Genomic DNA, 24,985 nt, shown 5'->3' with positions numbered 1-24,985 from the left:
AACAGCTCGCCCGTTGCGTACGGTCCACCCAGCTTCGTCCATCCGCTGGGCCACAAATGATTGGGATGGACCGGTTCGAGTGTGCGAAATTGAAACCGACGTATCGGTGTCGGTCCGGCCGAACGCCAGATGAACCGGTCGGGTGTGACATCGTCGAGCGTCGCGGATGCGCCCCGATTCTCCAGGTTGAGAATCAGTGCGAACACGGACACCGCGATCGCGGATATCGAGAGGTAGTCGGAGACAGATGGTTGCACAGCCCGATGGTCCCCGATGGGTATGACAACCTCCTTCGTGTCGCCGACGCAGTGTCCTCGACAAGGGACAGGACGCTCTACCTGTGTTGCTCGTAAGTGCCGCCAAGGCTGACCGAACCCTTGTCTAAGTGGTGCACGCGCCGACGCATCAGAACCGGTGCAGCACCACGTGGCCGGCGCGGGAAGGCCGGCCCAACTTGATCAGGGTGTGAGCGGCGCCGTCGCGTGCGCGAGTCCGACGCTCGGTTACAGTGCGCGTCGTGACCTCCTCGGTGAATCTCGCGTCGGTGAACCACCCTGCCGTACTGAAGGCAATCGCCGAGTTCGACGACTTGGGGCAGGCGGAGTTCCTCCGGCGACGAGGCTTCGCCGAAGCACGCAACTTTCGGCTCGTGCACGACGGACGCTTCTACGACTCGAAGGCGATTGTCGGTGTTGCCCACGGCTATGTGACCGGCCGATTTCTCGACAACGCCGAGTTCTCGGGCGGACTGGCAACCGTCGCGGATTGCCTGACGCAGCTGGGTTTCGTCGTCGATCACGGTGGGAAGCATGCGAGGGGCGGGTTGCTATGGGATCTCGAGAACACCAAGGTGTTCACGCGGGGCGGCAAGAGCGCGGCCTACAAGTTCGTCGTGCTGCGGTGGGCGGTGAGCGGCCCCGACCCGCAGCGTGAACCGGTCGCGCTGTCCAAGGTCCGTGACGAGCTCGCCGAACTCCTCGCGCCTTTCGCCGTTGCCGACTCCGCACCCCACCCCGCCGAACCTTGGGTCGCGCTGCGTAGCAGTGGGTGGTGGACGCTCGAGCTGCCGGACGGTGTCGACGAGGCCGCACTCACCCATCAGCAGCTACGGTCGCTCGCGGTCAAGGAAGACCTCGCGGCGGGGCTGAACGTTGCTGTCCGGGAGAAGCTCCGCCATCCGGCCTGGCGCGACGAGGCGGTCGCCGTCCTCTCGCGACGAATCAACGAGTTGTCGGCCCACATCTGAGGCGTGGTTTCGCTGACGGGTTCGTGATGCGGTGAGGTCGTCGTGATCGCCTCGTTAAGAATTGGCCCACCGCGTCGGGCAGGTCAGAACCGACTGCACTGGGTTCGGGATGTCACGTTCGACGAGGACCGCTCCGCCGTCCGCACCGGCACCGGTCCGCAGGTGATGGCCACGATCCGCAACACCATCGTCAGCGTCCTCCGCTTGGCCGGTCACGACAACATCGCTGCCGCGCTACGGCATCAGAGCCGCAACCCGCACCGGCCGGTAGACCTGCTTCATGCGGCTATGCGACTTTCCCTGGGCGTCAGGCGAATTACACCCGTCCCTACCAATAACGTCGGACGGGTGGGATACGTTTCTGGCCATGGCAAAGTTTCCGAAGGTTCGGCAACAGAACATCGCAGTCTTTGGTGAGTCAGGGTCTGGCAAGACCGTGCTGGTGTCATCGTTCTACGGCCGCACCCAGGAGGGCTCCTACAAGAACGACCTCTGGGATCTCGTTGCCGACAAGGCCGGGCAGGGAAATCGTCTGTACAAGATCTATCTCGGCATGCGAGACAACGCACAGACGCCCATTCAAACCCGCGTTGCAAACACCACATACGACTTTTCGGTCAAGCTCAAGGCCGGCGAAAGCGATGAGGAAGAAAAGCGTCCATTCGACGAGTTGCACCTGGCATGGCACGACTACCCGGGTGAGTGGTTCGAGGACGATCCCAGTAGCGAGGAAGAGTGTCAGCGCCGGATCGACACCTTCAGGACCCTTCTCAGTTCGGATGTTGCCCTCCTCCTCGTGGATGGACAGAAACTCCTTGACCACCGCGGCGAGGAAGAGCGATACCTCAAATCCCTCTTTCACAACTTCCACCAGACCTTGGCTCGACTCAGGGGTCCTCTCCTCGGCGAGGACGGGCCGCTGATCGAGTTCCCTCGAATCTGGATCCTGTCGCTGTCCAAGGCTGATCTTTTCCCCGACTGGGACGTGAATACGTTCCGCGACCTCGTCATCCTGAAGGCTGCCGACGATATCGAGAGGCTTCACTCGGAAATCGCGACAATGATCGTCACGCCGGACGCACTGTCCATCGGCGAGGACTTCATGCTCCTCTCGTCCGCCAAGTTCGAACTCAAGGCAGAAAGCGCAGAGCCGGTCGAGATCGACCTGAAACAACGCATCGGCCTTGACCTTGTACTCCCCATCGCGTCACTTCTGCCGCTGGAGCGCCGTGTCCTGTGGGAGAAGAAGATGGAGCTTCCGCGGAAGGTGGCTGACGCGCTCGCTGACGGGGCGGACGTGATCGCAGCGGCCTTGACGGGTGTCAAGTTCGCAGGATTCGAGAAGCTCCTGCGAATGGTCACCAAGAACAACCAGAAGGCCGAGTTCATGGCCAAAACTCTCCCTGCGGCGCTCGTTGCTGCGATCACGATCGTCGGCCCGAAACTCAGGGAGATGAACGAGGACGCGCGCGCGAAACACCTGTACCTGCGGGCCATGCTCACGCAGTTCAAGATCGACCTCGACCAAGCGGTGACCGAGAACGTGCTCAGGAAGCAGAAGTGACTGTGGGAGGGGTGTCTCGGTCACACCTCATCTGGGCGACTCGGGGCCGGAACTGGGGTTTTCGATTCTTGCTCGATGCAGGCCTGGGCGATCCGCTTCCAGAATACGAGCGTGCATTCGCCGAACTCACGGACGAACCCGCGGCGTGGCGCCGAAACGGACAAGTGGTCGCAGTGCGATTCCCGGACCCGGAGGGGCGACGAGACGCAGCGGGACGAGTCATCCCCCACGAGTTCGTGGTCTTTGGTGACGGGGCTGACGTCGTGAACTCCGTGTACGACGGGGAACAGCACCTGTGGCCACTGGTCGAGCGATCCTTCGAGCATGTGTGGGACGCCGATACGACGCCGTCCGCCGCCGACCTACGCTTCGAATGAGCCGCCTCAGCTGATATGTAGGAACGTTTGTCAAGAGGGCATGGTGAGGCGGGCCGGGGAGCTACCCTGATGGCACCTCGTAACTTCCTCGGCGAGTGCGTCGAGGATCCCGGTGTCGGACACTCGGACATGCATGGGCGAGGATGGGGCTGCGGGCACGACTCGTTCCTGGTTGTGACGATTGTGTAGGAACTTGAATCATCACCGCGACGGTCGTGCCCGCCCCAACCGACGTGTCTTGTCGGGCGCCATCTCTCCCTGAAGTCGCAGTCCAGCGGGTATCACTCATGAATTTGCCTGGGCCCTGGGGATGATAGTGGGGGTGCTCGGGCCGCAGGACCGCTTCCAGCTCGAACGAGAACTGTTGGGGCGCTTCGGTGATGGAAAGAACGAAGCTGTCTTCCAGGTAGACCGCAGACAGGCCGGGGATGGTGCTGTATTCGCGACTCACGGAATGTCCATTCGATCGGTGTGGTTGTCGGGTCTCTTGCGGGTGATCGAGGTCGACACGCGCCGGTTCGCTGTCGACCCGGTGCTCCTCCACCGCCTGGTCAGCTACTGCACGAACAACCCGGACGCCCGGTCCGAGCTCGGCGCGGACGCGGCCGTCACCCGCGCTCGCGCCCGCTACTATCCCAATCCCTCGGCCACTGTATGAGGGGGTACCACTGGCGTTCGATGGCAGCCCAGGCTGCTGGTAGTTGCCTGGGAAGAGGACTTCGCCGGGTCACGATCCGAACATCGACATTGCTGCGAAATTGTCGTGGGCCGCGAGATTCAAGGTGGCCTGGCGCAGCGTCTCAGCGAGCGATCGCAATACCTCGACCAGGGCGCTCCCGCTCGCATCGAACCTGTCCAGCACCGCCAATAACGGATTGGAGGCAGCGCCAGCCCAACTGCCGGTCCCTGTAAGTACCTCGGGCCGAACGGAGTCGAGGCGACTGGACAGGTCGCTGGTGAAGGCTTGCAGCCAGTCGCTCAGTTCACGGAATCTGTCGTGCTCTGAACCGAACATGACCGTTTCACTCATGCTTCCCACTTGAGTTCACCGCAATTCCCCTGCGTCAAAATAGCGTCGGCTCCGCCAGCGCCCCGCTGCGCGCTTCTTCCACCCGGGCGTTCCAGCGCTCCACCAACCAGCGTTCGACGAGCTCGGGGGAGGTCTCGGCCGTCCGCGCCCAGTGCTGGATCAGCTCGAGGTAGCGGTCGTATCGCCGGCGGGTGAAGCTGCTGACCGCCGGATCCTCGAGCCAGCCCTGGTGGATGAGGGTCGAGACGCCGTACTGGTCGAGAATCTGCGCGCGTATGCCGGAGACCTTGACGCCGACGGCCCAGAGGAACACCGTCGTCAGCGGGACCCCGACGTTCGGTAGCTCGGGCCATCCGGTGCCCGACGTGTAGTCGTAGTTGGGGAGTCGCTTGTCGTGCACGAGTTGGTCGATGGTGGCCTTGACCGCGGCGTGCCGATGCACGTTCGGTGCGGTGAACCGGTTCGACACGTCCGGGAACCGTTTCGCCGCACGACGCTTCGCGTGGCCACTCCGCCACGCCGCGCACAGGTAGAGCAGCCCGAGACCCTCGTGGTCGGCGTCCACGAGATCGCTGGCCAGGCACAGGTCGTTTCGCAGCACGGTCGCCTTGCCGCCTTCGACGATCCGGCCGTCGAGGTCGCGCCCCTTGAGCCGGATCTCCTGCTCGTCGCCCTCGAGGTGCCCGTTCCACCAGTCCAGGTCGACGAGTGCGCCGTCATCGAGGATGTGGATGTCGTAGGTCCGGGACTTGCACCACAGCACGCAGTCCTCGGGCGGCTCGAACCCCTCGTCGAACGAATGCATGCCGCTCATGATGGCAGCGCGTGTCGACAGGATCGGGGAGGCGCGGCGTGCGTCCCTACGGTTACGACGCCACGAACCGTGCCTCCACGTCGGCGCTGATCGTCACCCGATCGGGCTCGAGGACCAGTTCGGGGCCGGCACCGTCGAGGGAGGCGGCCATCGCCTTCATCGGCATCGCCGACCGCAGCATTCCGCCGCCGACCGGGGTCGGAGTGGTCGGCGGGCCCAGCATGCCGGGGTCGGCGATCGCGACGGCCTGAAACACGGTGAAGCCCAGGCTCTCCGTGTACCCCTGCGCCTTCGCGATGGCGTCGAGCACGGCGAGGTGCCGGACCTTCGCGACCCGTTTCGCCTCCGCTTTGCGGCTCATCCACCACCGCAGGTGTTCGACGCTGACGGCCTCGACCTCGGAGACCCGGCTCACGAACGGGCCGACGGCACGGAAGTCGGTGAACGTGACCGTGAACGCCGCCGACGACTGGTACAGCCACGGCCGTTTCTTGCCCTCAGGGTTGTAGGGCCGGTGCCGGTTGTGCTGCACCTGGTCGAGCGTCCACCGCTTGACGGGGCTGTTCTCGTGTTCGCGCAGCGCGGTGATCAGGTCGGTGACCGCGGTGATCGCCGCCTGGGCCGGCTCGGCCGCCGCCTCGCGGGTGGCGCCGTCGGCGTGCACCCGCAGCAGCACCGTGCAGCGGTTCGGGGCGAACTCGCGTTCGGCGTGGCCGGTGACGGTGATGGTCACGGAGTGAGAGGTCATCAGCAAAGTGTGCCAGGCAGGCCGGACGTACCGGCGTCGCTCGGGCGCGTCGCGCGGGTCCGGTGGCGCGGGGGAGTGGGTCCGCAGCCGGGGGAGGCATCCCCGCCCAGCTTGAGCCTCGCCGATTGCGTCAATTAGCGCATTAATGATCTAATCGGGCTCGCAACGGAAAGGGGCCGCAATGATCACCTTCTTGAACTCGACGGCGTTCACCGCGTTCGGTGCACCGACCACGTGGGCCGAGGTCCTCGGTTTCGTCACCGGCGCCGTGTGCGTCTGGCTGGTGGCCCGGCAGTCGGCGTGGAACTGGCCCGTCGGCATCGCCAACAACCTGGTGTGGATCCTGCTGTTCGCCACCGCCGGCCTCTACGCGGACTCCGGCCTGCAGATCGTGTACATCGCCCTCGCCGTGTGGGGATGGTCGAACTGGGTGCGCAATTCGGCCGGTGCGACGTTGCCGGTCACCGGAACCAGCGCGCACGAATGGGCGTGCCTCGCGGCCGCGGGCGTCGCTGGAACCGCCGCGCTGACCGTCCTGCTGGACACCGCGACCTCCTCGACCGTCCCGTTCTGGGACGCCGTCACCACCGTGCTGTCACTGCTCGCCACCTGGGGGCAGGCGACGAAGCGCTGGGAGTCGTGGCTGCTGTGGATCGCCGCCGACCTGATCTACATCCCGCTCTACCTGCACAAGGGCCTGACGCTGACGGCGGTGCTGTACGCCGCGTTCCTGCTGCTGTGCGTGCGCGGCCTGCTGGCCTGGCGCCGCTCGCGCCTCATCGCCGAACCGGCTCTCCTGGAGGTGATCTGATGTACCGGCATGCCCTGGTGATCGGCAAGTTCTACCCACCGCACGTCGGACATCACCACCTGGTGCGCTCGGCGGCCGCGGTCGCGGACCGGGTCACCGTCCTCGTGATGGCGTCGGCGGCCGAGTCGATCCCGTTGGCGGACAGGGTGTCCTGGATGCGGGAGACTCACCGCGCCGACACCGGTGTCGCAGTGACCGGTGTCGCGTGCGACGCGCCGATGGACCTCGAGTCGGAGACCGTGTGGGCCGCGCAGGTCGCCTGCATGAAGGCCGCCGTCCGCCGCGTCACCGACGTCCCCGTCGACGCGGTGGTCTCCAGTGAGAGGTACGGCGACGAACTCGCCGAACGAATGGGTGCGATCCATGTGTGCGTCGACCCCGGGCGCGTCGCGCACCCAGTCTCCGGGACCGCGTGCCGCGCCGACCTCGCCGGCCACTGGGACGACCTCGCAGCCGCCACCCGCGCCGGGTTGACCACGCGGATCGTGTTCCTCGGTGCCGAATCCACCGGCACCACCACCGTCAGCCGCGCCGTCGCCCACCACTACCGCGACCGCGGCGGCGTGTGGGAGCGGACGCGGTGGGTGCCCGAGTACGGCAGGCAGGCCACCGTCGACAGGCTCGACGCCCTCCGTCGTCGTCGACCCGACGCCGAGATGGACGACATCGTCTGGACCGGAGCCGACTTCGCCGCCATTGCGGCCAGGCAGACACAGCTGGAGGAGCGGGCCGCACGGCTTGGCTCACCGGTGCTGATCTGCGACACCGACGCGTTCGCGACCACGGTGTGGGAACGCCGCTACCTCGGCGCCGCGCACGGACATGCTGTCGCACCGGACCGCCGGGCGCTGTATCTGCTGACCGACCACGTGGGAGTCCCGTTCGTGCAGGACGGGATTCGCGACGGGGAACACCTGCGCGCCGACATGACCGGTTGGTTCGAGGACGCCCTCACCGGATCCGGGCGGTCGTGGGTGCTGCTCACCGGCACGCTGGAGGAACGGGTGGCGCTGGCGGTGCGGGTGGTCGACCAGGCCCTTCGTCTGAACTCCACGTTCGCGGGCCCGATGTGACCGACCGGATCCCACACGGGCTCACCGAATGTGGGATTCGGTCAGTCGGAATGACCGGATCCCACACTCGGTCAGAAGTAGGTGAGCGGTCAGCGCGCCCCGGCGGTGACGGGCAGCGACTCGTCGCGGCGCAGGGAGAAGAAGTAGGGGCGATCCGAGCCGCGCAGGTCCATCCACCCGATGACGGTGTCGTCGTCGATGCGGCGGAACACATCGTTGATCGGGTGGGCGTCGTAGATCATCGTGGCGGTGTCGACACCGCGGAAGGCGGTGCTGCGCAGCCGCGCCTTCGGCTTCCGTGTCGCGACCAGTGGGCGGGCCGCGGTGACGAGGCGGGACAGATCCCGGCCTTCGAACGACGGGACGACGCTGCTCATCAGCAGGTTGAACGGGACCCGCCGCGGATCCAACGCCCACAGCGACGCGCCGCCCGCAGCGGGGAAGAGTAGCGGGTGCACGGTCTCGGCGTCGACGAACTGCTTACCCCACCAGCCGCTGGCGTCGAGCATGCCGTCCATCTTGTTGCCGGTGCGCAGCTCCGCGCCCCGCCACGTCCCGATCATGAAATCCGGGGTGGCGGGGGCGGCGTCGTCGAACACGGCGCGTGCCTCGTCGACCGTCGCGCGCTGCTCCGCGATGATCCGTTCCGCTACCGACATGCTGTTGTCCTCCTGGCCGTAGTTAACGGCCATTCTCCACAGCGGTGGGGCTCGGCGGAAGGGATCGAGCGGTCGAATCTAGGCGACCAGATCCTGGTACTCGGGGTTCTGCGCGACGAACTTCTCCACGTACGAGCACGACGTGGCGATCTGCACGCCATCGGCGCGGGTGGCGTCCAGCGCGGCGGAGACGAGCTTGCCGGCCAGGCCCTGACCGCGGAACGCGGGATCGGTGACGGTGTGATCGAAGTCGCGGACCTTGCCGATCACCGTGTAGTCGGCGTGCCCGGCGACGGTGCCGTCCACGAGGATCTCGAAACGATTCTGCTCCGGCTTGTGCTCGATGGTGTGCGCCACGGCCTGTGTCCCTTCGTCTGCGTGATTGCCCCGCACGTTACCGATGCGAAGCACTGTCCGGTCCAACCGCCCGGCTGTGCCCGCTATTCCTCCCCGATACGCCGGCCGCGCAGTGACCCGAGTTCCGCTCAGCGGGCGTCATGCCGCCGACATGGTTCCTCGCCGGGGATTCTGTCGAGATGTCCTGCCGCATGCGTCAGGCCTGCGCTGCGATCACCAAGGGGCTGGGTTCGCCGGTGTTGACGGCGGAGGGCGCCGCTCCGGCTCCATGGCGGAATTCTGCATCGTGGCGACTACCGGGGGTGCCGCGACTGCTGGGGCCGCGATGAGTTCGAGTGTCGCGATTGATGACGTGGGCGGCGGTGCGGGAACGGTGGTGACTGCTGACATGGCTGGCACACGATCTTCGACGTGGCCGACTCGGCAGGAGGTCGTCGAAGACCCGCCGGTTGAGCTCGATTCGCTGCCGCGCCCCGCGACCGAGGCGACGGCAGCAGTGGCGACGGCGCCGCTCGTGATCCACCGCCTGTTCGTTCGGCTCCATTGCGTGCCAGTGTCATTCATTCGTCTGACAGCTGTTTGGCGTATGGCCTTGCCTGTCACCTGGGACGGGAGTCTTGAAGGCGGCCGGTGGCCGACCGGTCTGAGAGCAATGATGTGGACACGGTCGGGCATCGCGAATGCGGATGAAGTGTCTGTTACTCGAATCCCTCTATAAAGCGCTTTAGGGCAACGATTTACGATTTGATCACCTCGAGAGCGTGATTGCTGAACTCCTCGACTCGATCTACCCAGCTAATCTTCAGAGAAGGAACCATGGCAGACCCGAATCAGCCCTTTCCTGGGCAGTCGTACCCGTACCCTCCGCAGCAGCCGGCGAAGAAGAGGCGACGGATCTGGCCGTGGATCGTGATCGGCGTTCCGGTGCTCTTGTTCGGTGCGTGCACCGTCGCCGCGGTGTCGAGCGTTGGCGGCGACGAGAAGGCAACCGTCACAGCAGCCTCCGACAACGGAGCGCCCGCCGCGAACGCTGGGCCCGATTTTCCGGGGAAGCTCGCCAAGGACACTGCAGCGCTCGCGGGAGACACCATCACGCGAGACGATTTGGAGTACACGGTCACTCCGTTGCAGGTCTTCGAGCCCCGATACGGGTCGACGAGCTACCTCTGCAGCGACGTCACGATCAGAAACGTCGGTGCCAAGCAAAATGACTTCAACGGTTACATCGATTGGAGCATGCAGGATCCGAACGGCGCGATCCGCGACGCCACGTATGCGCCCGATGTCGAGCACCTGGAATCCGGCCAGCTCGCGCCTGGTGGTCTCGCGTCGGGCAGCGTGTGCTTCGAAGTCCGTGGTGGCGCCGCAGCGCCTGGAGCCCACATTGTTTTGTTCGAAGACACATTCTCCCTCTCGTCCGATCGCATCGCCTGGATCAACACGCTGTAGGAGTGCGCCTGCCTGCAGCCCTGCGAAATCTTCAGTGGCAGGGCATCTTGCCGACTGGTTCGGGGCTGCGGGCAAGGCGGTTGTGTCGCTCAAATATGTAGCAGGGCAATAAATCTCGATCGCCGACGCGCCGTCGTCCGTCTGCGATGGTCCCATGAGTGATCGAGAACCCAGTGGGTTCCGGATTGCCGGGGCGCCCCAGACCTCGTGTCGTTCGCTTGCCTCGCGTCGCCGTGCAGTGGCGTGCGGCGAGGCGCCGTCAGCTGGCGCGGCGGACCCAAAGTGCCGCTTTGTCAGCGCCGTTCCTTCGGCCGACATCGGCGACGTCGGAGCCAGATCCGTACTCATGAGTTCAACCAGCAGGTCCCGAGTCCCTCTACGAATTGGAACTGAATTGCGCAAGATCGCTGTTGCCGCCGTCTCCGCGGCGGCCGCCGTAGGGTTGGCTCTCGCCAACACCGGCACCGCCAACGCCATCACGGACCGCTTTGGCTCCGGGTGGTGGGAGGTCCACAAGGACATCTACACCGGCGTGTACGAGGCACAGGCTCCCAGTGACTGGCTCACCTGCCGAGTCAGCTTCTACAACTCGGACATCAATCAGATCGGGCTTCACGAGAGTGTGAATCAGCGCGTTCGGATGACCGTGGGCTGGAACGTCCACATCGTGAGCACCTCAAACGGGTGCGGCATGTGGACCCGCGTCGGTGACGCACCGCCGCCCCCGCCCGTCGATCCCACTCCGCTCCTCATCGGGGCGGGTGTCGCAGCCGGGCTCGGCTCCGCTGCGGTCGGCAGTTCAGTGCTGCCTGGCGTGATGATGATTGCGGCGACCGGCTCCGCCGGGGCATAGCAATCACGCCGTCGCGGGCCCCGGATTCGCACGAGCCCGGGGCCTGCTGACGCTCGTCATCTCGCCGCCTCGGCGACCCACTGAGTGGCGATCGATGCGGACGTTCGTCCGAGCAAGATGTGCGGAAATGGTCGTGTCGCAGTGTCCCTGTCAGGTGCCTGGTCGCCTCGCCGACCGAGGCTGCAACTAGGTGACCAGCCCCGCGCGGAAGGCGGCGAGGGCGGCCTCCACGCGGTTGCGGGCGCCGAGCTTGGTGAACAGCGACGAGATGTGCGTCTTGACGGTGGTCTCGCTGAGGTAGAGCGTGCCGGCGATCTCGGAGTTCGACGCCCCGGTCGCGAGGGTCCGCAGCACGTCGCTCTCCCGGGCGCTGAGGAGTCGAAGGTTCGGCGGCGGGGATCCGGGGGCCGCGGCCGGGGCGTTGGCGACGATGCGTCGCAGCGAGTCCTGACTGAAGAGCGTGTTGCCCGAGGCGACCGCGCGGACGGACTGCTGGAATGTCTCCGGCGGTTCGTCCTTCGACAGGAAACTGTGCGCACCCGCGGCGACCGCCTGGACGACGAGGTCGTCGACGTCCATCGCGGTCATCGCGATGACCCGCGGCGGATCGGGCAGCGCCATCAGTGCCCGGGTGGCGTCGAGCCCGCCGACGCGGCGCATCTTCAGGTCCATCAGCACGACCCGCGGTCGGTGGACCGCGACCGCGGCGGGGACCTGGTCGCCGTCGTCGACATCGGCGACGACGACGATGTCACCGGTGGCCGTGAAGATGTCCGCGACGCCCCGCCGGACGAACGGGTCGTCGTCGGCGATCAGCACGGTGATGGTGTCAGCTCCAGTCATGGTGCAGACAAGGCTATTCCCCGGGTACGACAGCGTGGATCGGGGAGGCGTTGCGGCTCAGGCGAACCAGGGGAGCCAGCAGTCGACGACGAACTCACCGTCGCGAACGCCCGCGTCGTAGGTGCCGCCGATGTCGCGAACCTGTTCGGACAGCCCCTGCAGACCGGCACGTGAACCCTCCGGAACGGTGACCGGCTGGGCGCTCAGCACGTTACGGATGCCGATGCGGATGCCGTCGTAGTCGGCGCCCGTGACGTAGATCCGAACGGTCTGATCGCTCGCGTACTTCTGCACGTTGGTCAGCGACTCCTGGACGACCCGGAACGCGACATGCCCCGACACGGTGCCGACGTCGCCGGGCCGCAGGTCGGTGAACAGCGTGGCGTGGATGCCGGCGGCCCGCGCGGACTGCACCAGCTCGGCGATGGCGTCGATGCCCTGGTGACCGCTCGGGCCCGCTCCCGGCGCCGCGGTGCCGCGCAGCACGCCCACGATGTGCTTGAGGTCGTCGAGCGCGCCATGCGCGGTGGCCCGGATCATCGACGCCGTGTTGGCGACCTTCTCCGGATTGTCCGCGCCGTTGACCTGCAGGGCGCCCGCGAACAGGGAGATGCGGCTCAGGCTCGCGGCGAGCGTGTCGTGCATGTCCCGGGCGATGCGGGTGCGCTCCTCGGTGCGGATCATCTCGTCGCGCATCGCGTAGGTCTGCTCGGTGGCGCGGTCCCGGACGTCCTCGGCCGCGGCGAGTTCCGTGCGGGTGTGCTTGAGCAACGCCACCCCGACGACGATCGCGACCAGCACCGCCGCGACCAACCACGGGATCCACAGCGCGATGTCCCAGTCCGGTTTCGGCGCACCCACTTCCGGCTTCGTCGACCCCATCGTGAGGACCGAGTTGTCCCGGGTGCGGTGCGCGTCGTAGGTCAGCGACACCCCGCACGCCAGGAACACCGCGACCGACGCCGCCGCGAGACGCTGGCCGCGCTCGGAGCCTGCGATCGCGTACAGCACGATCAGCGCCGCCGTGGCGTCGGTCGAGAAGAACATCGGCCCCGCCAGCGCGATCGCCAGCACCAGCCACGGACGTTCGTGGCGCCACACCAGCGCCGCGGCGGCCACGAGATTGAGCACCGTGCCGAGCCCGAAATTGAGCGGGTGGATGTTCCCCGAGGTCCCCGACAGCCCGAGTGTCATCAGCGTGCAGAACACGCTCAGCGTCACCGCGCCCGTCGTCCAGGCTCGGCGACGGATCGTCTCGGATATCGCGGTCACCCAAGGAAGGCTACGCAGCGACACCGACACCCCGACATCCGCCGAATGGTCGGCCATTCGCCCCACGGTCCGACCGAAAGGACCAGGCGGACGGCCCGATCGGACGAGGCGCCGAGCATGGTCCGTCGGGTGAGCTGTAACCACCCCCGCTCGGTCGGCGCCCCGACCGCGTCGACGAGCGGCTCGGCAACGCTGGACCCGAAACGAGGAGACCTGACATGACCAACCCGAACCTGCCGGACCCCGGGCTGCCCTACCCGAACCAGCCGCAGCTGCCGCCGCAGAAGAAGCGGCGGATCTGGCCGTGGATCGTCATCGGCGTGCCCGTGCTGCTGTTCGGTGCGTGCAGCATTGCGATGGTGTCCAGTGTGGGTGGCGAGGAGAAGGCCACCGTCACAAGCGGATCCGGTGACGGCGCGCCGGCCGCGGGTCGCGGGCCCGAGTTCCCGGGCAAGCTCGACAAGGACACCGCGGCGCTGGCCGGGGACACGATCACCCGCGACAACCTCGAGTACACCGTCACACCGCTGCAGCCGTTCAGCGCCCAGTACGGGCTCGGGGACTACCTGTGCAGCGAGGTCACCATCCGGAACGTCGGCGACAAGCAGAACGACTTCAACGGCTACGTGGATTGGAGCCTGCAGGACGCCGGCGGCGCGATCCGCGACGCCACCTACGCGCCGGACCACGAGGCGCTGAACTCCGGTCAGCTCGCCCCGGGCGGCCAGGCGTCGGGCAGCCTCTGCTTCGAGGACCGGGGCGGCGCCGCACCCGGAACCTACGTCGTGCTGTTCAAGGACACCTTCTCCCTGAGCTCCGACCGCATCGCCTGGGTCAACACACTCTGACGCCAGTGGCTTCCGCCCCTCCTGGATGGGTGAGGACCGGGAGTTGTCCCGCCCGGGGGTGTCGTCGAGGGGTCGGCACGGTCGGGTGGGCTCGCGCGGCCGGGTGAAGCGAATACGACGAAAGCCCGTGCGGCACAGGGTGCGCACGGGCTCTCGCTCGATCAGATCAGCTCAGGCCGAGCTCGCCGACGATCAGCACCAGGCTGTTGACGGTGTTGGTGATCGACTTGACGACACCGGCGCCGACCAGGTCGGCGCTGCCGACGGGGATCATGACGAGAGTCTCGAGGGAACCCATGGAAAAACCTCCGTGAAGTGGCAGGGCGCGACGGCGAGCCCTGCGAGTATGTGGCCCGACGTGGGGTCGTCGGGCCGGGTGCCGCGACGTCAGAGCCGCGGCGAGCCGCTCAATCGATGGAGCGGCTCGGTGATCAGCTGCCGAAGACGCCCGACAGCACGCCGAGCAGGTACTCGAGCGCCGACAGGGTCTCGCTCTGCTCCAGGAGGTCCGTGACCGATCCCATGTTCTTCTCCTTCGCATGAAGAGCTACCGCTCACCGTGAATACGGTGAGCGGCAAGGCTTTCGGGGTGTTCTCGCGCGGGGTGCCCGGGAACTAAGGGCATGCTAACAGGTTGATCGTCCGGGTGGGGACGCCAGGTTTCGGGGCCGGTCAGTCCAGCAGTTCGCGGATGTCGTCCGCGGTCAGGCCGGTGGTGAACGCGCCGCCGTCGTCGACGACGGAGGAGAACAGTTCCGACTTGCGGGCCTTGAGCGCCATCACCTTCTCCTCGATGGTGTCCTTCGCGATCAGCCGGTACACCATCACGTTGCGGGTCTGCCCGATCCGGTGCGTGCGGTCCACGGCCTGCGCCTCGGTCGCCGGGTTCCACCACGGGTCCATCAGGAAGCAGTAGTCCGCCTCGGTGAGGTTGAGCCCGAACCCGCCCGCCTTCAGACTGATCAGGAACACCGGGTCGTCCCCGTTCTTGAAGTCGTCGAGCACCTTCGCGCGGCCGCGGGTGCTGCCGTCCAGGTAGGCGTGGCCGATTCCCTCGGCGTCCAGCCGCTGGCGCACCCGGTCCAGGAAGCTCGTGAACTGGCTGAACACCAGCGCCCGGTGCCCGCCGGCGACGACGTCCTCGAGCTGCTCGAGCAGCGCGTCCACCTTCGCCGACCCGACCGCACCGTGCCCGTCGTCCACCAGCGCCGGGTCCAGACTCAGCTGGCGCAGCACCGTCAGCGACCGCAGGATCGTGAACCGGTTGGAGTCGAGGTCCTCGACCAGGCCGAGGATCTTCTGCCGCTCGCGCTGCAGGCGGGTGTCGTAGAGCTGGCGGTGCCGCGGCGAGAGCTCCACCTCGAGCACCTGCTCCTGCTTGGCGGGCAGGTCCGCGGCGACCTGCTCCTTGGTGCGGCGCAACATCAACGGCCGGATCCGGCGGCGCAGCTGCGCGAGAAGGTCGGCGTCGCCGTTCTTCTCGATCGGGGTGCGGTAGAACTCCTGGAACCTCGTCGGGTTCGGGAACAGCCCCGGCGCGGTGATCGACAGCAGCGACCACAGCTCCATCAGGGTGTTCTCCATCGGGGTGCCGGAGATCGCGACCTTGGTCGGCGCCTCGATCTGCCGCATCGCCTGATACGCCTTGGAGCGATGGTTCTTGACGAACTGCGCCTCGTCGAGCAGCAGCATCGACCACGGCAGCGCCTGGTACTCGTCGGCGTCGAGGCGGGCCAGGGTGTACGAGGTCACGACGACATCCGCGCCGTCGATCGACTCCGCCAGCGCCGCGCCGCGTTTCATCGCCGTCTCCGACATCGCGACCACCCGCAGGTGCGGCGCGAACCGGGCCGCCTCCGACGCCCAGTTCGGCACCACCGACGTCGGCGCCACGATCAGCACCGGGTGGTCCGCCGGATTCTCCTGCCGCGCATGACAGATCAGGGCCAGCGACTGCACCGTCTTGCCGAGACCCATGTCGTCGGCGAGGATGCCGCCGAGCCGGTTCGACCACAGGAACGCCAGCCAGCGGAACCCGTCGAGCTGATACGGCCGCAGCGTCGCCCCGAGGGAGGCGGGCGGGTTCAGTTCGGCGGTCTCGGTCAGCTCCAGCAGCCCCTGCACCTGTTCGCGCCACCGCGCGGCCTGCCGCTCCACCACCCCGAGCGCCGCCAGCTCCTCCCACAGCCCGGCCTGGAACCTGCTCAGCCGCAACCGGTTCGGATCCTGGTCGTGCAGGTCGCGGGCCTCAGAGATGAGCGACTTGAGACGCTGCAGCTCCGGCTTGTCCAGCGACAGGTACGCGCCGTCGGGCAGCAGCAGGTGCGAGTCGCCGGCGCTGAGCGCGGTGAAGACGTCCTTGAACGGCACCGGCCGGTCCTCGACACGGACGGTGATCGACAGGTCGAACCAGTCGCCGTCGTCGGTCGAGTCCGTGCCGACACCGATCTGCAGCGACTCGCCGGCGTCGCGGTACTCGGCGGGCGTGCCGACCACCCGCACCTCCACGTCGTCGCGGTCGCGCAGCAGCGGCAGCAGTTCACCGGTCAGCCGGGCGGTGTCGAGACCGTGCAGCGTCACCCTCGGGTGCGGGCGACCGTCCGGACCGCCGCGCAGGCCGTAGTCCTCCAGCGGCGCGTCGAGGCCGGCGAACAGGGCGTGCTCGCGGTCGGCGTCCCGGTACGCGGCCCGGACCGTGCCGTCGAGCGGGAACAACCGCTCGGCCCGGTCGATGCGGTAGCGCAGCGACCAGGCCAGGTCGGCGCGGTGATCGGGGGAGTAGGTGACCTCGAGCACCAGTTCCGGGCCCTCCACCGTCGGCGGGGTGAACCCGTCCCCGGCGGAGCGGATCGTCGCCGCGCGCTGCAGCCGCGGGTAGTACTCGGCGGCGAAGCGATCGCCGTCCTGCGGCGGCACCGTCACCGACCCGTTCGCGATCAGCAGGTCCTGCATCGCGCGCGGCGCATCACCGGAGAGCCTGGCCATCCGGAACGGCCACCGGTCCGGGTCCACGTCGCCGGCGTCCTCGGGCCGCAGGTACAGCACGCCGTGCGGGTCCGACCCGAAGAACCCCAGCACGACCACCGGCCGCTCCGAGTCCGTCGCGTGCACCGTCGGGGTGAGCTCCAGACCGCCGTCGGTGCGGTCCAGATCGACGACCAGCTCCGCCTCCGACGGCCGCGGCACCGCGCCCATGCCCTTGCGGGCGTAGAGGAATTCGATTCCCGCGCCGCGTATCTCGTCGAGCAGGGACCACAGGCGCGCCGGAGTGACCGACGTGAGGTCGATGTCCTTGTCGTTGCCGTATCCGTAGTAGCCGCGCCGGCCCACCTGGTATGTCGACCACAGTTCCGAGAGCAGCAGAAGGTGCCGCGGGTCGGCTCCTGGCTGGTGCCCGAGGCTCGACCACGTCATGTTGCCGTTCACCCAGCCGGTCTTGCCGGGACGGACCAGCCGCGCGCTGAGCCCCCACCGATCCGACCGCGGCCCGCGCAGCAGCGACAACTGCACACCCAACGGCATCGAGGCGGTCGGCTCGGTGTCGGCAGGCAGCGCCGCGTCGAGGACCGACTCCCAATTCGGCGGCGCCGTCACCGCGTCCGAGGCCGCCGACTCGACCAGCACCACTGTCAACGCCACCACGTGCTTGCAGTTCATCCGCACCGGACACGAGCACCGCCCGTACGTGAACTCCAGCTCCTCCCCGAACTGCTGGAAGTGGGCGATCGCCTGGTACGACTCTGTGCCCTCGACCGTCCCGACGGCCATCAGGTCGTCCGCGTGCCAGTCGATGCCCGCGACCGCCCCCGACCGCGCGTACCGGGAGCCGCGCTCGAACGCCGCCTGCCCCACCACCCGGGCCAACGAGGCGAGGGTGTACGCGGAATGGGCATCGGAGCTCATGAGTCGACGGTACCGGGGCGGCCTCGGGACAGGGGTCGGCGCCGACGGACGGGCGAGGGCACGGAGCGTTCCCGGCGGCCGGGGTGCTGCGCCCCGCCGCTGGTAGCGGCTCCGCTGCGCGGCCGGGCCGTTGCACTCACCCCAGCGCCGCCGGGTGGAAGTACAGCGCGGAGTCGGTCTCCTCGATCCGCACGTCCACGGTGTCCCCGACATGCAGATGATCGTCGACGTTGATCCGGGTGCTGGACCCCAGCGCCGCCCGCACCGAGCGCGCCGGAATCAGACCCTGCCGCCCGTCCGGCGCGATCGCGAGCGCGTATCGGCGGCCGGTCCGGGTGACCCGCGCGTACACCGTCGACGCGTCGGGCCCGGGACCGATGTCGTTCTCGGGCGCGGTCTGCCGGTCGAGTTCCGCCGCCAGCAGGTCCGCCATCGTGTCGACGTTGTCGAGCAGTTCGGCCATCCGCCGCGCCACGTCGCGATGGAACTCGTTCGGCTTGAGGGCCTTGCCCGGCTTGTACATGTCCTCGTGGGTCAGCTCACCCCACGCGTCCTGCAGCCGCGTCTTGACCTGCACCTCGACCTTGACGGGCAGATCGCCCTCGTGGGTGGCGACGTTCACCAGCAGCACCGCGTGGAAGGCGCGATACCCGCTGTCCTTGGGGTCGGCCACGTAGTCGGTGGGCGGATGCGCGAACCGCACCGAACACGCCGGAGACACGCACGCCCGCTGCAGTTTCTCCGTGAACGCCGTCAGGTCCCTCGGGGTCTTGCAGAGCACCTTGACGCCAAGCAGATCGTGGATCGCCTCGGCGACCCCCTCCGGCGTGGTGGGTCGGGTGATCTGCCCCGACGCCACCTTGCGGAGAATCTTGTCGACCGTGCGCGCCCGATCCTTGATGCGCGCCGACTCGGCATTCAACCGGTCCCGATCCTGACCCTCGAGAACCGAATCGGCCAAGGTGTCGAGGAACGTCTGCGTCGTCACCAGCGCCGCCGCCCACGCGCGTTCGCGCTGGTCGTACAGCCTGTCGACCAGCGTCTCGACGGCGTCCGCCCTCTTCGATCTCCGCATGACTACTCGAATACGACCCGATCGCGCCCGCGGCTCAGCTCGGGTCGTCGAACAGCGTCTGCTCGCCGGGATCGGTGAACAACTCCAGCTGGCGCCGCGGCGCCGACGACGGGGGCGGCAGCAACTCGCCGCGTTCCACCTCGACGACGTCGGGATCGTCGTCGGCCAACCCGTCGAGATGCCCACCGAACCGGGACGCGAAACGCGGATCGATGGTCCGCACGAACGCGAACAACTGCTGCAGCGTGTCGACCAGGTGCTGCGGCACGTACGGGTTGGCGAGCACCGCCGCCCACACGTCCACCCGGTCCGCGACCAGGGTGAACTTCAGGTGCGGCCAGCGCCGGTTCAGGTCGCTGAGCAGTTCACTGGCCCGCGTCCGGTCGCTGATGTCGCGCAGCAGCGGCATCCGCACCTGCACCTCGCCGCCGTCGAGATGCGGACCGACGAACCCGACCAGCGGCCCGATCGCCAGCATGAAGTCGTCGTCCTCGTCGCCGGTGTCGTCCACGCCGCTCGGCTCGTCGAACAGCTCCGACAGGGTCGACGCCACCAGGTCGTGCAGGTGCGCGTCGTCGCGGGGCGTCACCGCCCGCTGCAGGTCCAGGCTGTACCCGTCGTCGCCCTCGTCTTCCGTCGGCGCCAGGGTGTCGTGCGTGCTCGCCTCCGACGCGTCGATCCGCAGGAACGTGGGGTGGGGCACCGACCACACCTCGCGGAACGCCGCGACCGCCATCGCCGCCAGCTGATCCGCCCAGTTCGAGGGCTTGTCGACGAAGAACGCGGGAGACCCGGCGTCGGGTTCGTCGTCCGGGGTTCGGGTGGGACGCTGCCAGCCGAGCCCGACCAGCCGGGCCTCATCCGACGCCGACAGCTGGTACCGCGGATCGAGGTAGTCGTTCGACGGCACCTCGCAGCGGATCTGCCCGTCACCCCAGGCCAGGAACTGCACACACGGCACGAACCCGTCGACGCTGGACTCCTCGCCCAACTCCAGCGCCAGCAGGTCGTCCTCCCGCATTGCCGCGATCACGTCCGCCAGCCGCTGCTGGTGCTCGGACCAGGCACGATCCACGCCGGCGTCGAAGTCCTCGAAGTCGGACATACTCCCCCCAATCCGTCGTGTCGCCTGTCGACTCCACGCTAGCGCGCAGAAGGCCCACAAGCTGGGAGCCGGACGGGGTGTTCGAGGGAAGATTCGTCGGAGGTGGAACCGACGGCGGGGCCGGTGCGTCCAAACCAGGGTGAGCCGGGCGAAAGTAGGGGGTGGCATGCGCGTCGGCGTTGCGGTGGGGATGGCGTGCGCGGCGCTGGTCGTCGCCGGTTGTGGGTCAGGATCGGTGTCCGGACACGCCGGGGCCGAAGGGGCCGCGACGGGGGAGCCGGCGTTCAGCCCGTGTGACGACATTCCGGACGACGCGCTGCGCGGCGTCGGCGTTGACCCGGCTACCGAGTCGCCGGAGATTCTCGGGGTGAAGCAACCCGGGTGGAACATCTGCAAATGGATGGGCGACGGACCTGCCTTGAGCGTCTTCTCGACGACCTACACCCTCGACGACGTGCGCGCGAAGGAGGGAAACATCGAGTTTTCCGATGTGGTGGTCGGCGGGCGTTCGGCGTTTACGTATCGGCTGGAGTCGGATCGCGGCAGGCGGGACTGCGACGTGGCGCTCGCATCGGACGGTGGCGCCGTCCTGATTTCGGTGGCGAATCTCGGGGTGGACCCGATCACGGAGGATCCGTGTGCAGTTGCTGTTCGTCGGGCAGAAAGCCTGATCGAGTACATCCCGAGATAGCGATGCCGAACGAAGGGGGCGGTAGATGATCGAGCAGGGGACGTCCTCGTCGCGGGTTGCGGGTCTGGTCGAGTCGGGGCAGGTCCGACTTGATCCCGGTGTGGCGCAGCGCTGTGCCCAGCACTGTTCGAACTTTCTCGAGCGTTTGAAAGCACTGCAGTCAGAAGTGCGCGGTCTGACGAGGGTAGAGGGGATGGGGACGCTCCCGTCCGGCATCGCGCTGGCGCAGAAGTTCTCGCTGAAGGCGTCGGGTGGGTCGTATTCCATGGATCAGGCGCTGGCCGATCACATTGCGGAGGTGCAACGGATGCAGCAGGTGTTCGAGAAGATCGAGGCGATGTATGGCGCCGCGGAAGAGTCTGCGGTGCAGGGGATCGTGAGCGCGGGTGCCGGGTTCTGATGAGCAGGACTGGGGTGCGGTTCGCGGCGGCGCTGGCGGGCGTGGTTGCTGCGTTGTCCGTCGTGGGATGCGGTTCGGAGTCGGTATCGGGGCAGGCCGGGGCCGAGGGGGTGGCGGCGGGGGAGCCGGTGTTCAGTCCGTGTGACGACATTCCGGACGAGGCGCTGCAGCAGATCGCGGTGGACCCGGCTACGGAGTCGCGGGACATCCTCGGAGTCAAGCAGCCAGGGTGGAGTGTCTGTGGATGGCAGGGAGATCGCTATACGGTCAGCGTCTTCGCCACGACTCATACCCTCGACGACATCCGTGCCAATGAGAAGTTCGAGGAGTTCGCCGACGTCGATGTGGACGGTCGCGCCGGAATTCGGTATCGCGAGGTGGCTGATCTCAAGAGGGAAAGCTGCGATGTTGCAGTCGCGTCCCGAGGTGGGGCCGTGATGGTCTCGATCGGTTTTCACACGTTGACGAGTCCGCGTGATGCCCAGGAACCGTGCGAAATAGCAATGGGCACCGCCCTCGAGCTCAACGCGATGATTCCCGAGTAGGAAGGCCGACAGTGAACGAACGTGCCATGGGCTGGGCGGAACTCGGCGCGCAGGTTGAATCGGGTGGCTTGTACCTTGAGCCCGGCGTCGCGACGCGATGTGCGCAGCACTGTGCCGATTTCGTGAGACAGCTCGACGCCATGCGAATGGTGGTCAGGCAGTTGTCGAGGATGGATGGGTTCGGGACCTTCCCGTCCGGCATCGCATTGGCGGAGAAGTTTGGCCAGAAGGCGTCGGGCGGGTCGTATTCGATGGATCAGGCGCTTGCCGACCACATTGTGGAGGTGCAGCGGATGCAGCAGGTGTTCGAGAAGATCGAGGCGATGTACGCGGCTGCGGAAGAGTCTGCGGTGCAGGGGATCACGAGGGTGGGCTCCGGCTTCTGACGTGCCCGGGATGACTGAACTGTCGGGATGACTGGACTTTCGAGATGACGTGGGGGGATCGGGATGGGCATCAGCCTGGACGAGGTCGCGGAGAAGTTGGGGAGCATCGCCGACGGGCTCGGGGACGCGGCACTGAATGTCGGCAACTCGGTGATCGAACTATCCACCGGGTACGACCTCGCCGAGCGCAGCCGGGTCAGCGGTGCACAGGCGTTCGGCAACGAGCAGCGTGAGGGCATCTACGGCGAGCAGGCCGATCTGCGGAGCCGGTTCGCCGGTGGCTGGGACGCTCAGCAGTTCGTCGAGGAGAGTTTCGACTCGATGTCCCACGAGCAGATCATGGCGTCGGTGGACCGGATGGATCCCGCAGCCGTCAGCGCGAGCGCGCAGGGGTGGACCGCGATCGGGTCCGCGCTCGCCGAAGGCCTCGACGGATTCAAGTCCGCGATACTCAATGAGATCGGGGCCGGCTGGGAAGGCGTCGCCGCGGCCAGCGCGGCCAAGGCGACCGATGCCTACGTGAAGGCGTCCGACCAGCTGGCGGCCGCCGGGAGCCTCGTCGGTTCCAAGGTGGCCGAGGCGGCGACGGGGATCACGCAGGTGAAGGCGACGGTGCCGCCGCCCGAGCACACGTCGCTGGCGGAGAAGGTGTTCAACTTCGTCAGCCCCGAAGCCGCCATGATCAAGGGTCTCCTGCACGAGCGCAACGAGGCCCGCGAACAGGCCGTGCAGATCATGAAGACCGTCTACAGCCCCGTCATGCGGCAGGCGGACACCCAGGTGCCGACGCTGCCGTCACCGACGAGCGTCACCGACGGGGCTGCCACCGGCAACTCGGGCGGGGACGTCATCGACACGACAGGTTCCGCCGGTTACGGCAATACCGGCTATGGCACTCCCGGTGCAGCCGACGCCCGGGCAACGTTCGCACCCGCCGGAGGTACGACGCCTGGCACTGGCGCTGAGACCGCGGATGCCGCCGCATCCGATCCGTACGATGAATCCTCCTCGAATCCCGGCAACGCCGACTCCTTTGCTGGCGTGCAAGATGCGGATTCTGCTTTCGCGCAAACGGATCCGTCGTCGGTGTGGACGCGGCCCGCCGGGGCCGGTGTGGACGGTGCGGTGCCCGGATCCGGTGGGTACGGCGCCGGAACGGGAACACCGGGGGCCGCTGGGGCGGGATCGGGCGGCGCTCACGCGGGTGTCGGGTCGGGCGGCGTAGGTGGGGGAGGCGTCGGCTCCGGTGGGGTCGGATCGGGGACGGGTGGCGGATCGTTCGGTGGCGGCACCGGCATGGTCGGCGTCCCGGGCGGCCCCGCAGTGGCGGGTAGCGCCGCGACCCCGGCCGCCGCCACGGGCGCGGCGGGCCGGCCCGGGATGCCGGGCGCGGGCATGATGCCCGCCGGTGCCCGAGGTCGCGGTGACGACGACACCGAACACGCCACTCCCGGCTACCTGGTCAACGTCGACAACGGCAACGACCTGGTCGGCAACCTGCCGCTGGTCGCGCCGCCCGTCCTCGGGGCCTGACGGTTACCGCTGCATCGGGGGCGCCGGCACGTCCGCCAGGATGGCGCCGGGGTTGAGGATCCCGTCTGGATCGAGCGCGGTCTTGATCCGGCGGGTCAACTCCATCACGTCCGGGCCGAGCTGATTCGGCAGCCAGTCCCGCTTGAGCCGGCCGACGCCGTGTTCGCCGGTGATGGTGCCGCCCAACCCGATCGCCAGATCCATCACCGCACCGAACGCGCGGTGCGCCCGTTGCGTCTCGTCGGCGTCGTCCTTGTCGAAGACGATCAGCGGATGGGTGTTGCCGTCGCCGGCGTGCGCGACCACGCAGATGCGCACCCCGCAGTCGGCGGCGATCTTCTCGACCCCGGAGATCAGCGTCGGCAGCGCCTGCATCGGCACCCCGACGTCCTCGAGCAACAGCGTCCCCAATGCCTGCACCGCGGGGAACACAGCCCGCCGCGCCGCGGTGAACGCCTCGCCCTCGGCGGGATCGTCGGTGGCGAACACCTCGGTGGCGCCGCAGGATTCACACGCCGCGACCATTGCCGCGATCTCCTGCTCCGCCGCCGCACCGGGTGCGTCGGATTGCGCCAGCAGCAGCGCGCGGGCGTCCCGGTCCAAACCCATGCGCAGCGAGTCCTCGACCGCGTTGATCGACGCCTGGTCCATGAACTCAAGCATCGCCGGCCGCATCGTCCGGGTGATCGCCAGCACCGCCTCCGCGGCCGCGTCGACCGTGGTGAACGACGCGACCATCGTCGAGGCGGGCGGCTGCGTGGGAATCAGTTTCAGGGTGATCTCCGTGATCACGCCGAGCGTGCCCTCGCTACCGACGAACAGCTTCGTCAGCGACAGACCCGCGACGTCCTTCAGGCGCGGACCGCCGAGCCGGACCGCGGTGCCGTCCGCGAGCACCACCTGCAGCCCGAGGACGTAGTCGGTGGTGACGCCGTACTTGACGCAGCACAGTCCGCCCGCGTTGGTGGCGGCATTGCCGCCGATCGAACAGATCTCGAACGACGAAGGATCCGGCGGATACCAGAGCCCGTGCTCGGCGACGGCCATCTTCACCTCCGCGTTCAACAGACCCGGTTGCACGACCGCGGTCCGCGTTACCGGATCGACGTCGATCGCGCGCATCTTCTCGGTGGACAGCACGATCCCGCCGTCCACCGCCGACGAGCCGCCCGACAGCCCGGACCCGGCGCCGCGCGGCACCACCGGAACCCGGTGTGCGCTCGCCCAGCGCAGCGCCGCCTGCACGTCTTCGGTGCGGGTCGCGCGGACCACGGCGAGCGGGGTGCCCGCGTTGGGGTCGGCGGCCCAGTCGTGGCGGTACCCGGCGACGATGTCGGGGTCGGTGAGCAGTGCGCCGTCGGGCAGTTCGGCGGCGAGCGCGGTGAGATCGGCGGTCATGCCCC

At 67.8% G+C, this 24,985-nt stretch carries 25 protein-coding genes; 13 read left to right on the top strand and 12 right to left on the bottom strand.

Annotation, left to right across the window (positions count from 1 at the left end):
• Nucleotides 1-517: 517 nt before the first annotated feature.
• From ACWEPG_RS21525 to ACWEPG_RS21515, 3 genes are all read left to right on the top strand, one after another.
• Nucleotides 518-1,246: a hypothetical protein gene (locus ACWEPG_RS21525; RefSeq protein WP_452595254.1), complete on the top strand. Its 729-nt coding sequence runs from the start codon at nt 518-520 to the stop codon at nt 1,244-1,246.
• Nucleotides 1,247-1,613: 367 nt separating this feature from the next.
• Nucleotides 1,614-2,810 carry a TRAFAC clade GTPase domain-containing protein gene (locus ACWEPG_RS21520; protein WP_452595253.1) on the top strand — a complete coding sequence of 399 codons (1,197 nt, stop codon included), beginning with the start codon at nt 1,614-1,616 and terminating at the stop codon, nt 2,808-2,810.
• Between the two features lie 699 nt (nt 2,811-3,509).
• The gene (locus ACWEPG_RS21515) at nt 3,510-3,845 is read left to right on the top strand and encodes a hypothetical protein (protein ID WP_452595252.1); all 336 of its coding nucleotides are present in this window, start codon (nt 3,510-3,512) and stop codon (nt 3,843-3,845) included.
• A 69-nt stretch (nt 3,846-3,914) separates the two neighbouring features.
• Here ACWEPG_RS21515 and ACWEPG_RS21510 read toward each other — a convergent pair whose 3' ends face one another.
• From ACWEPG_RS21510 to ACWEPG_RS21500, 3 genes are all read right to left on the bottom strand, one after another.
• Nucleotides 3,915-4,217, bottom strand: a complete 303-nt coding sequence (locus tag ACWEPG_RS21510) for a WXG100 family type VII secretion target (RefSeq protein ID WP_452595251.1) — start codon at nt 4,215-4,217, stop codon at nt 3,915-3,917.
• Nucleotides 4,218-4,251: 34 nt separating this feature from the next.
• The gene (locus tag ACWEPG_RS21505) at nt 4,252-5,022 is read right to left on the bottom strand and encodes an 8-oxoguanine DNA glycosylase OGG fold protein (protein WP_452595250.1); all 771 of its coding nucleotides are present in this window, start codon (nt 5,020-5,022) and stop codon (nt 4,252-4,254) included.
• Between the two features lie 61 nt (nt 5,023-5,083).
• Nucleotides 5,084-5,779 (bottom strand): SIMPL domain-containing protein, encoded by a 696-nt coding sequence (locus ACWEPG_RS21500; RefSeq protein ID WP_452595249.1) that lies wholly within the window; start codon nt 5,777-5,779, stop codon nt 5,084-5,086.
• Nucleotides 5,780-5,960: 181 nt separating this feature from the next.
• Between ACWEPG_RS21500 and pnuC the strand changes: the two genes are divergently transcribed.
• Both pnuC and ACWEPG_RS21490 read left to right on the top strand, forming a co-directional pair.
• Nucleotides 5,961-6,590: a nicotinamide riboside transporter PnuC gene (gene pnuC / locus ACWEPG_RS21495; protein ID WP_452595248.1), complete on the top strand. Its 630-nt coding sequence runs from the start codon at nt 5,961-5,963 to the stop codon at nt 6,588-6,590.
• Complete coding sequence (locus tag ACWEPG_RS21490) at nt 6,590-7,663, top strand: AAA family ATPase (protein WP_452595247.1); 1,074 nt, start codon at nt 6,590-6,592, stop codon at nt 7,661-7,663. Before pnuC ends, ACWEPG_RS21490 begins: the two co-directional genes overlap by 1 nt.
• Nucleotides 7,664-7,752: 89 nt before the next feature.
• Here the strand turns inward: ACWEPG_RS21490 and ACWEPG_RS21485 are convergent, their stop codons facing one another.
• Both ACWEPG_RS21485 and ACWEPG_RS21480 read right to left on the bottom strand, forming a co-directional pair.
• Entirely contained in the window at nt 7,753-8,322 is a 570-nt protein-coding gene (locus tag ACWEPG_RS21485; protein WP_452595246.1) for a DUF4334 domain-containing protein, read from the bottom strand.
• Between the two features lie 78 nt (nt 8,323-8,400).
• Nucleotides 8,401-8,679, bottom strand: coding sequence for a GNAT family N-acetyltransferase (locus ACWEPG_RS21480; protein ID WP_452595245.1), 279 nt, complete (start codon nt 8,677-8,679; stop codon nt 8,401-8,403).
• Between the two features lie 816 nt (nt 8,680-9,495).
• On the opposite strand from ACWEPG_RS21480, the gene ACWEPG_RS21475 reads away from it, so the two are divergent.
• Together ACWEPG_RS21475 and ACWEPG_RS21470 are read left to right on the top strand one after the other, a co-directional pair.
• Entirely contained in the window at nt 9,496-10,128 is a 633-nt protein-coding gene (locus ACWEPG_RS21475; RefSeq protein WP_452595244.1) for a DUF4352 domain-containing protein, read from the top strand.
• 394 nt (nt 10,129-10,522) lie between these two features.
• Nucleotides 10,523-10,981 (top strand): hypothetical protein, encoded by a 459-nt coding sequence (locus ACWEPG_RS21470; protein WP_452595243.1) that lies wholly within the window; start codon nt 10,523-10,525, stop codon nt 10,979-10,981.
• Between the two features lie 186 nt (nt 10,982-11,167).
• On the opposite strand, the gene ACWEPG_RS21465 is transcribed toward ACWEPG_RS21470, so the two are convergent.
• Nucleotides 11,168-11,824, bottom strand: coding sequence for a response regulator (locus ACWEPG_RS21465; RefSeq protein ID WP_452595242.1), 657 nt, complete (start codon nt 11,822-11,824; stop codon nt 11,168-11,170).
• 57 nt (nt 11,825-11,881) lie between these two features.
• Nucleotides 11,882-13,240, bottom strand: a complete 1,359-nt coding sequence (locus tag ACWEPG_RS21460; protein WP_452595241.1) for a sensor histidine kinase — start codon at nt 13,238-13,240, stop codon at nt 11,882-11,884.
• A gap of 74 nt (nt 13,241-13,314) precedes the next feature.
• Here ACWEPG_RS21460 and ACWEPG_RS21455 point away from each other — a divergent pair, with 74 nt between their 5' ends.
• A complete protein-coding gene (locus tag ACWEPG_RS21455; RefSeq protein ID WP_452595240.1) occupies nt 13,315-13,944 on the top strand; it encodes a DUF4352 domain-containing protein in 630 nt (209 codons plus the stop codon).
• A 166-nt stretch (nt 13,945-14,110) separates the two neighbouring features.
• Here ACWEPG_RS21455 and ACWEPG_RS21450 read toward each other — a convergent pair whose 3' ends face one another.
• The 4 genes from ACWEPG_RS21450 to ACWEPG_RS21435 form a co-directional block, all read right to left on the bottom strand.
• Entirely contained in the window at nt 14,111-14,242 is a 132-nt protein-coding gene (locus ACWEPG_RS21450; RefSeq protein WP_450114201.1) for a hypothetical protein, read from the bottom strand.
• A 374-nt stretch (nt 14,243-14,616) separates the two neighbouring features.
• Complete coding sequence (locus tag ACWEPG_RS21445) at nt 14,617-17,847, bottom strand: DEAD/DEAH box helicase (RefSeq protein ID WP_452595239.1); 3,231 nt, start codon at nt 17,845-17,847, stop codon at nt 14,617-14,619.
• Nucleotides 17,848-17,983: 136 nt separating this feature from the next.
• A complete protein-coding gene (locus tag ACWEPG_RS21440) occupies nt 17,984-18,922 on the bottom strand; it encodes a GTP pyrophosphokinase (protein WP_450136256.1) in 939 nt (312 codons plus the stop codon).
• 34 nt (nt 18,923-18,956) lie between these two features.
• Nucleotides 18,957-20,027: a TY-Chap domain-containing protein gene (locus ACWEPG_RS21435; protein WP_452595238.1), complete on the bottom strand. Its 1,071-nt coding sequence runs from the start codon at nt 20,025-20,027 to the stop codon at nt 18,957-18,959.
• A gap of 166 nt (nt 20,028-20,193) precedes the next feature.
• Between ACWEPG_RS21435 and ACWEPG_RS21430 the strand changes: the two genes are divergently transcribed.
• The 5 genes from ACWEPG_RS21430 to ACWEPG_RS21410 all read left to right on the top strand — a co-directional run bounded on the left by ACWEPG_RS21430 (nt 20,194) and on the right by ACWEPG_RS21410 (nt 23,582).
• Nucleotides 20,194-20,718 (top strand): DUF3558 domain-containing protein, encoded by a 525-nt coding sequence (locus ACWEPG_RS21430; RefSeq protein WP_452595237.1) that lies wholly within the window; start codon nt 20,194-20,196, stop codon nt 20,716-20,718.
• Nucleotides 20,719-20,743: 25 nt separating this feature from the next.
• Nucleotides 20,744-21,118: a hypothetical protein gene (locus ACWEPG_RS21425; RefSeq protein ID WP_452595236.1), complete on the top strand. Its 375-nt coding sequence runs from the start codon at nt 20,744-20,746 to the stop codon at nt 21,116-21,118.
• Nucleotides 21,119-21,132: 14 nt separating this feature from the next.
• Nucleotides 21,133-21,663, top strand: a complete 531-nt coding sequence (locus tag ACWEPG_RS21420; protein ID WP_452595235.1) for a DUF3558 domain-containing protein — start codon at nt 21,133-21,135, stop codon at nt 21,661-21,663.
• Between the two features lie 11 nt (nt 21,664-21,674).
• Entirely contained in the window at nt 21,675-22,049 is a 375-nt protein-coding gene (locus ACWEPG_RS21415) for a hypothetical protein (protein WP_452595234.1), read from the top strand.
• A gap of 63 nt (nt 22,050-22,112) precedes the next feature.
• A complete protein-coding gene (locus ACWEPG_RS21410; RefSeq protein WP_452595233.1) occupies nt 22,113-23,582 on the top strand; it encodes a hypothetical protein in 1,470 nt (489 codons plus the stop codon).
• Nucleotides 23,583-23,585: 3 nt separating this feature from the next.
• Here the strand turns inward: ACWEPG_RS21410 and ACWEPG_RS21405 are convergent, their stop codons facing one another.
• The gene (locus ACWEPG_RS21405) at nt 23,586-24,980 is read right to left on the bottom strand and encodes an FAD-binding oxidoreductase (protein ID WP_452595232.1); all 1,395 of its coding nucleotides are present in this window, start codon (nt 24,978-24,980) and stop codon (nt 23,586-23,588) included.
• Nucleotides 24,981-24,985: the final 5 nt, after the last annotated feature.

The organism is Rhodococcus sp. NPDC004095, assembly GCF_053604015.1.
The sequence above is the reverse complement of the archived record's forward strand: the minus strand, read 5'-3'. Positions and strand labels throughout refer to the sequence as shown.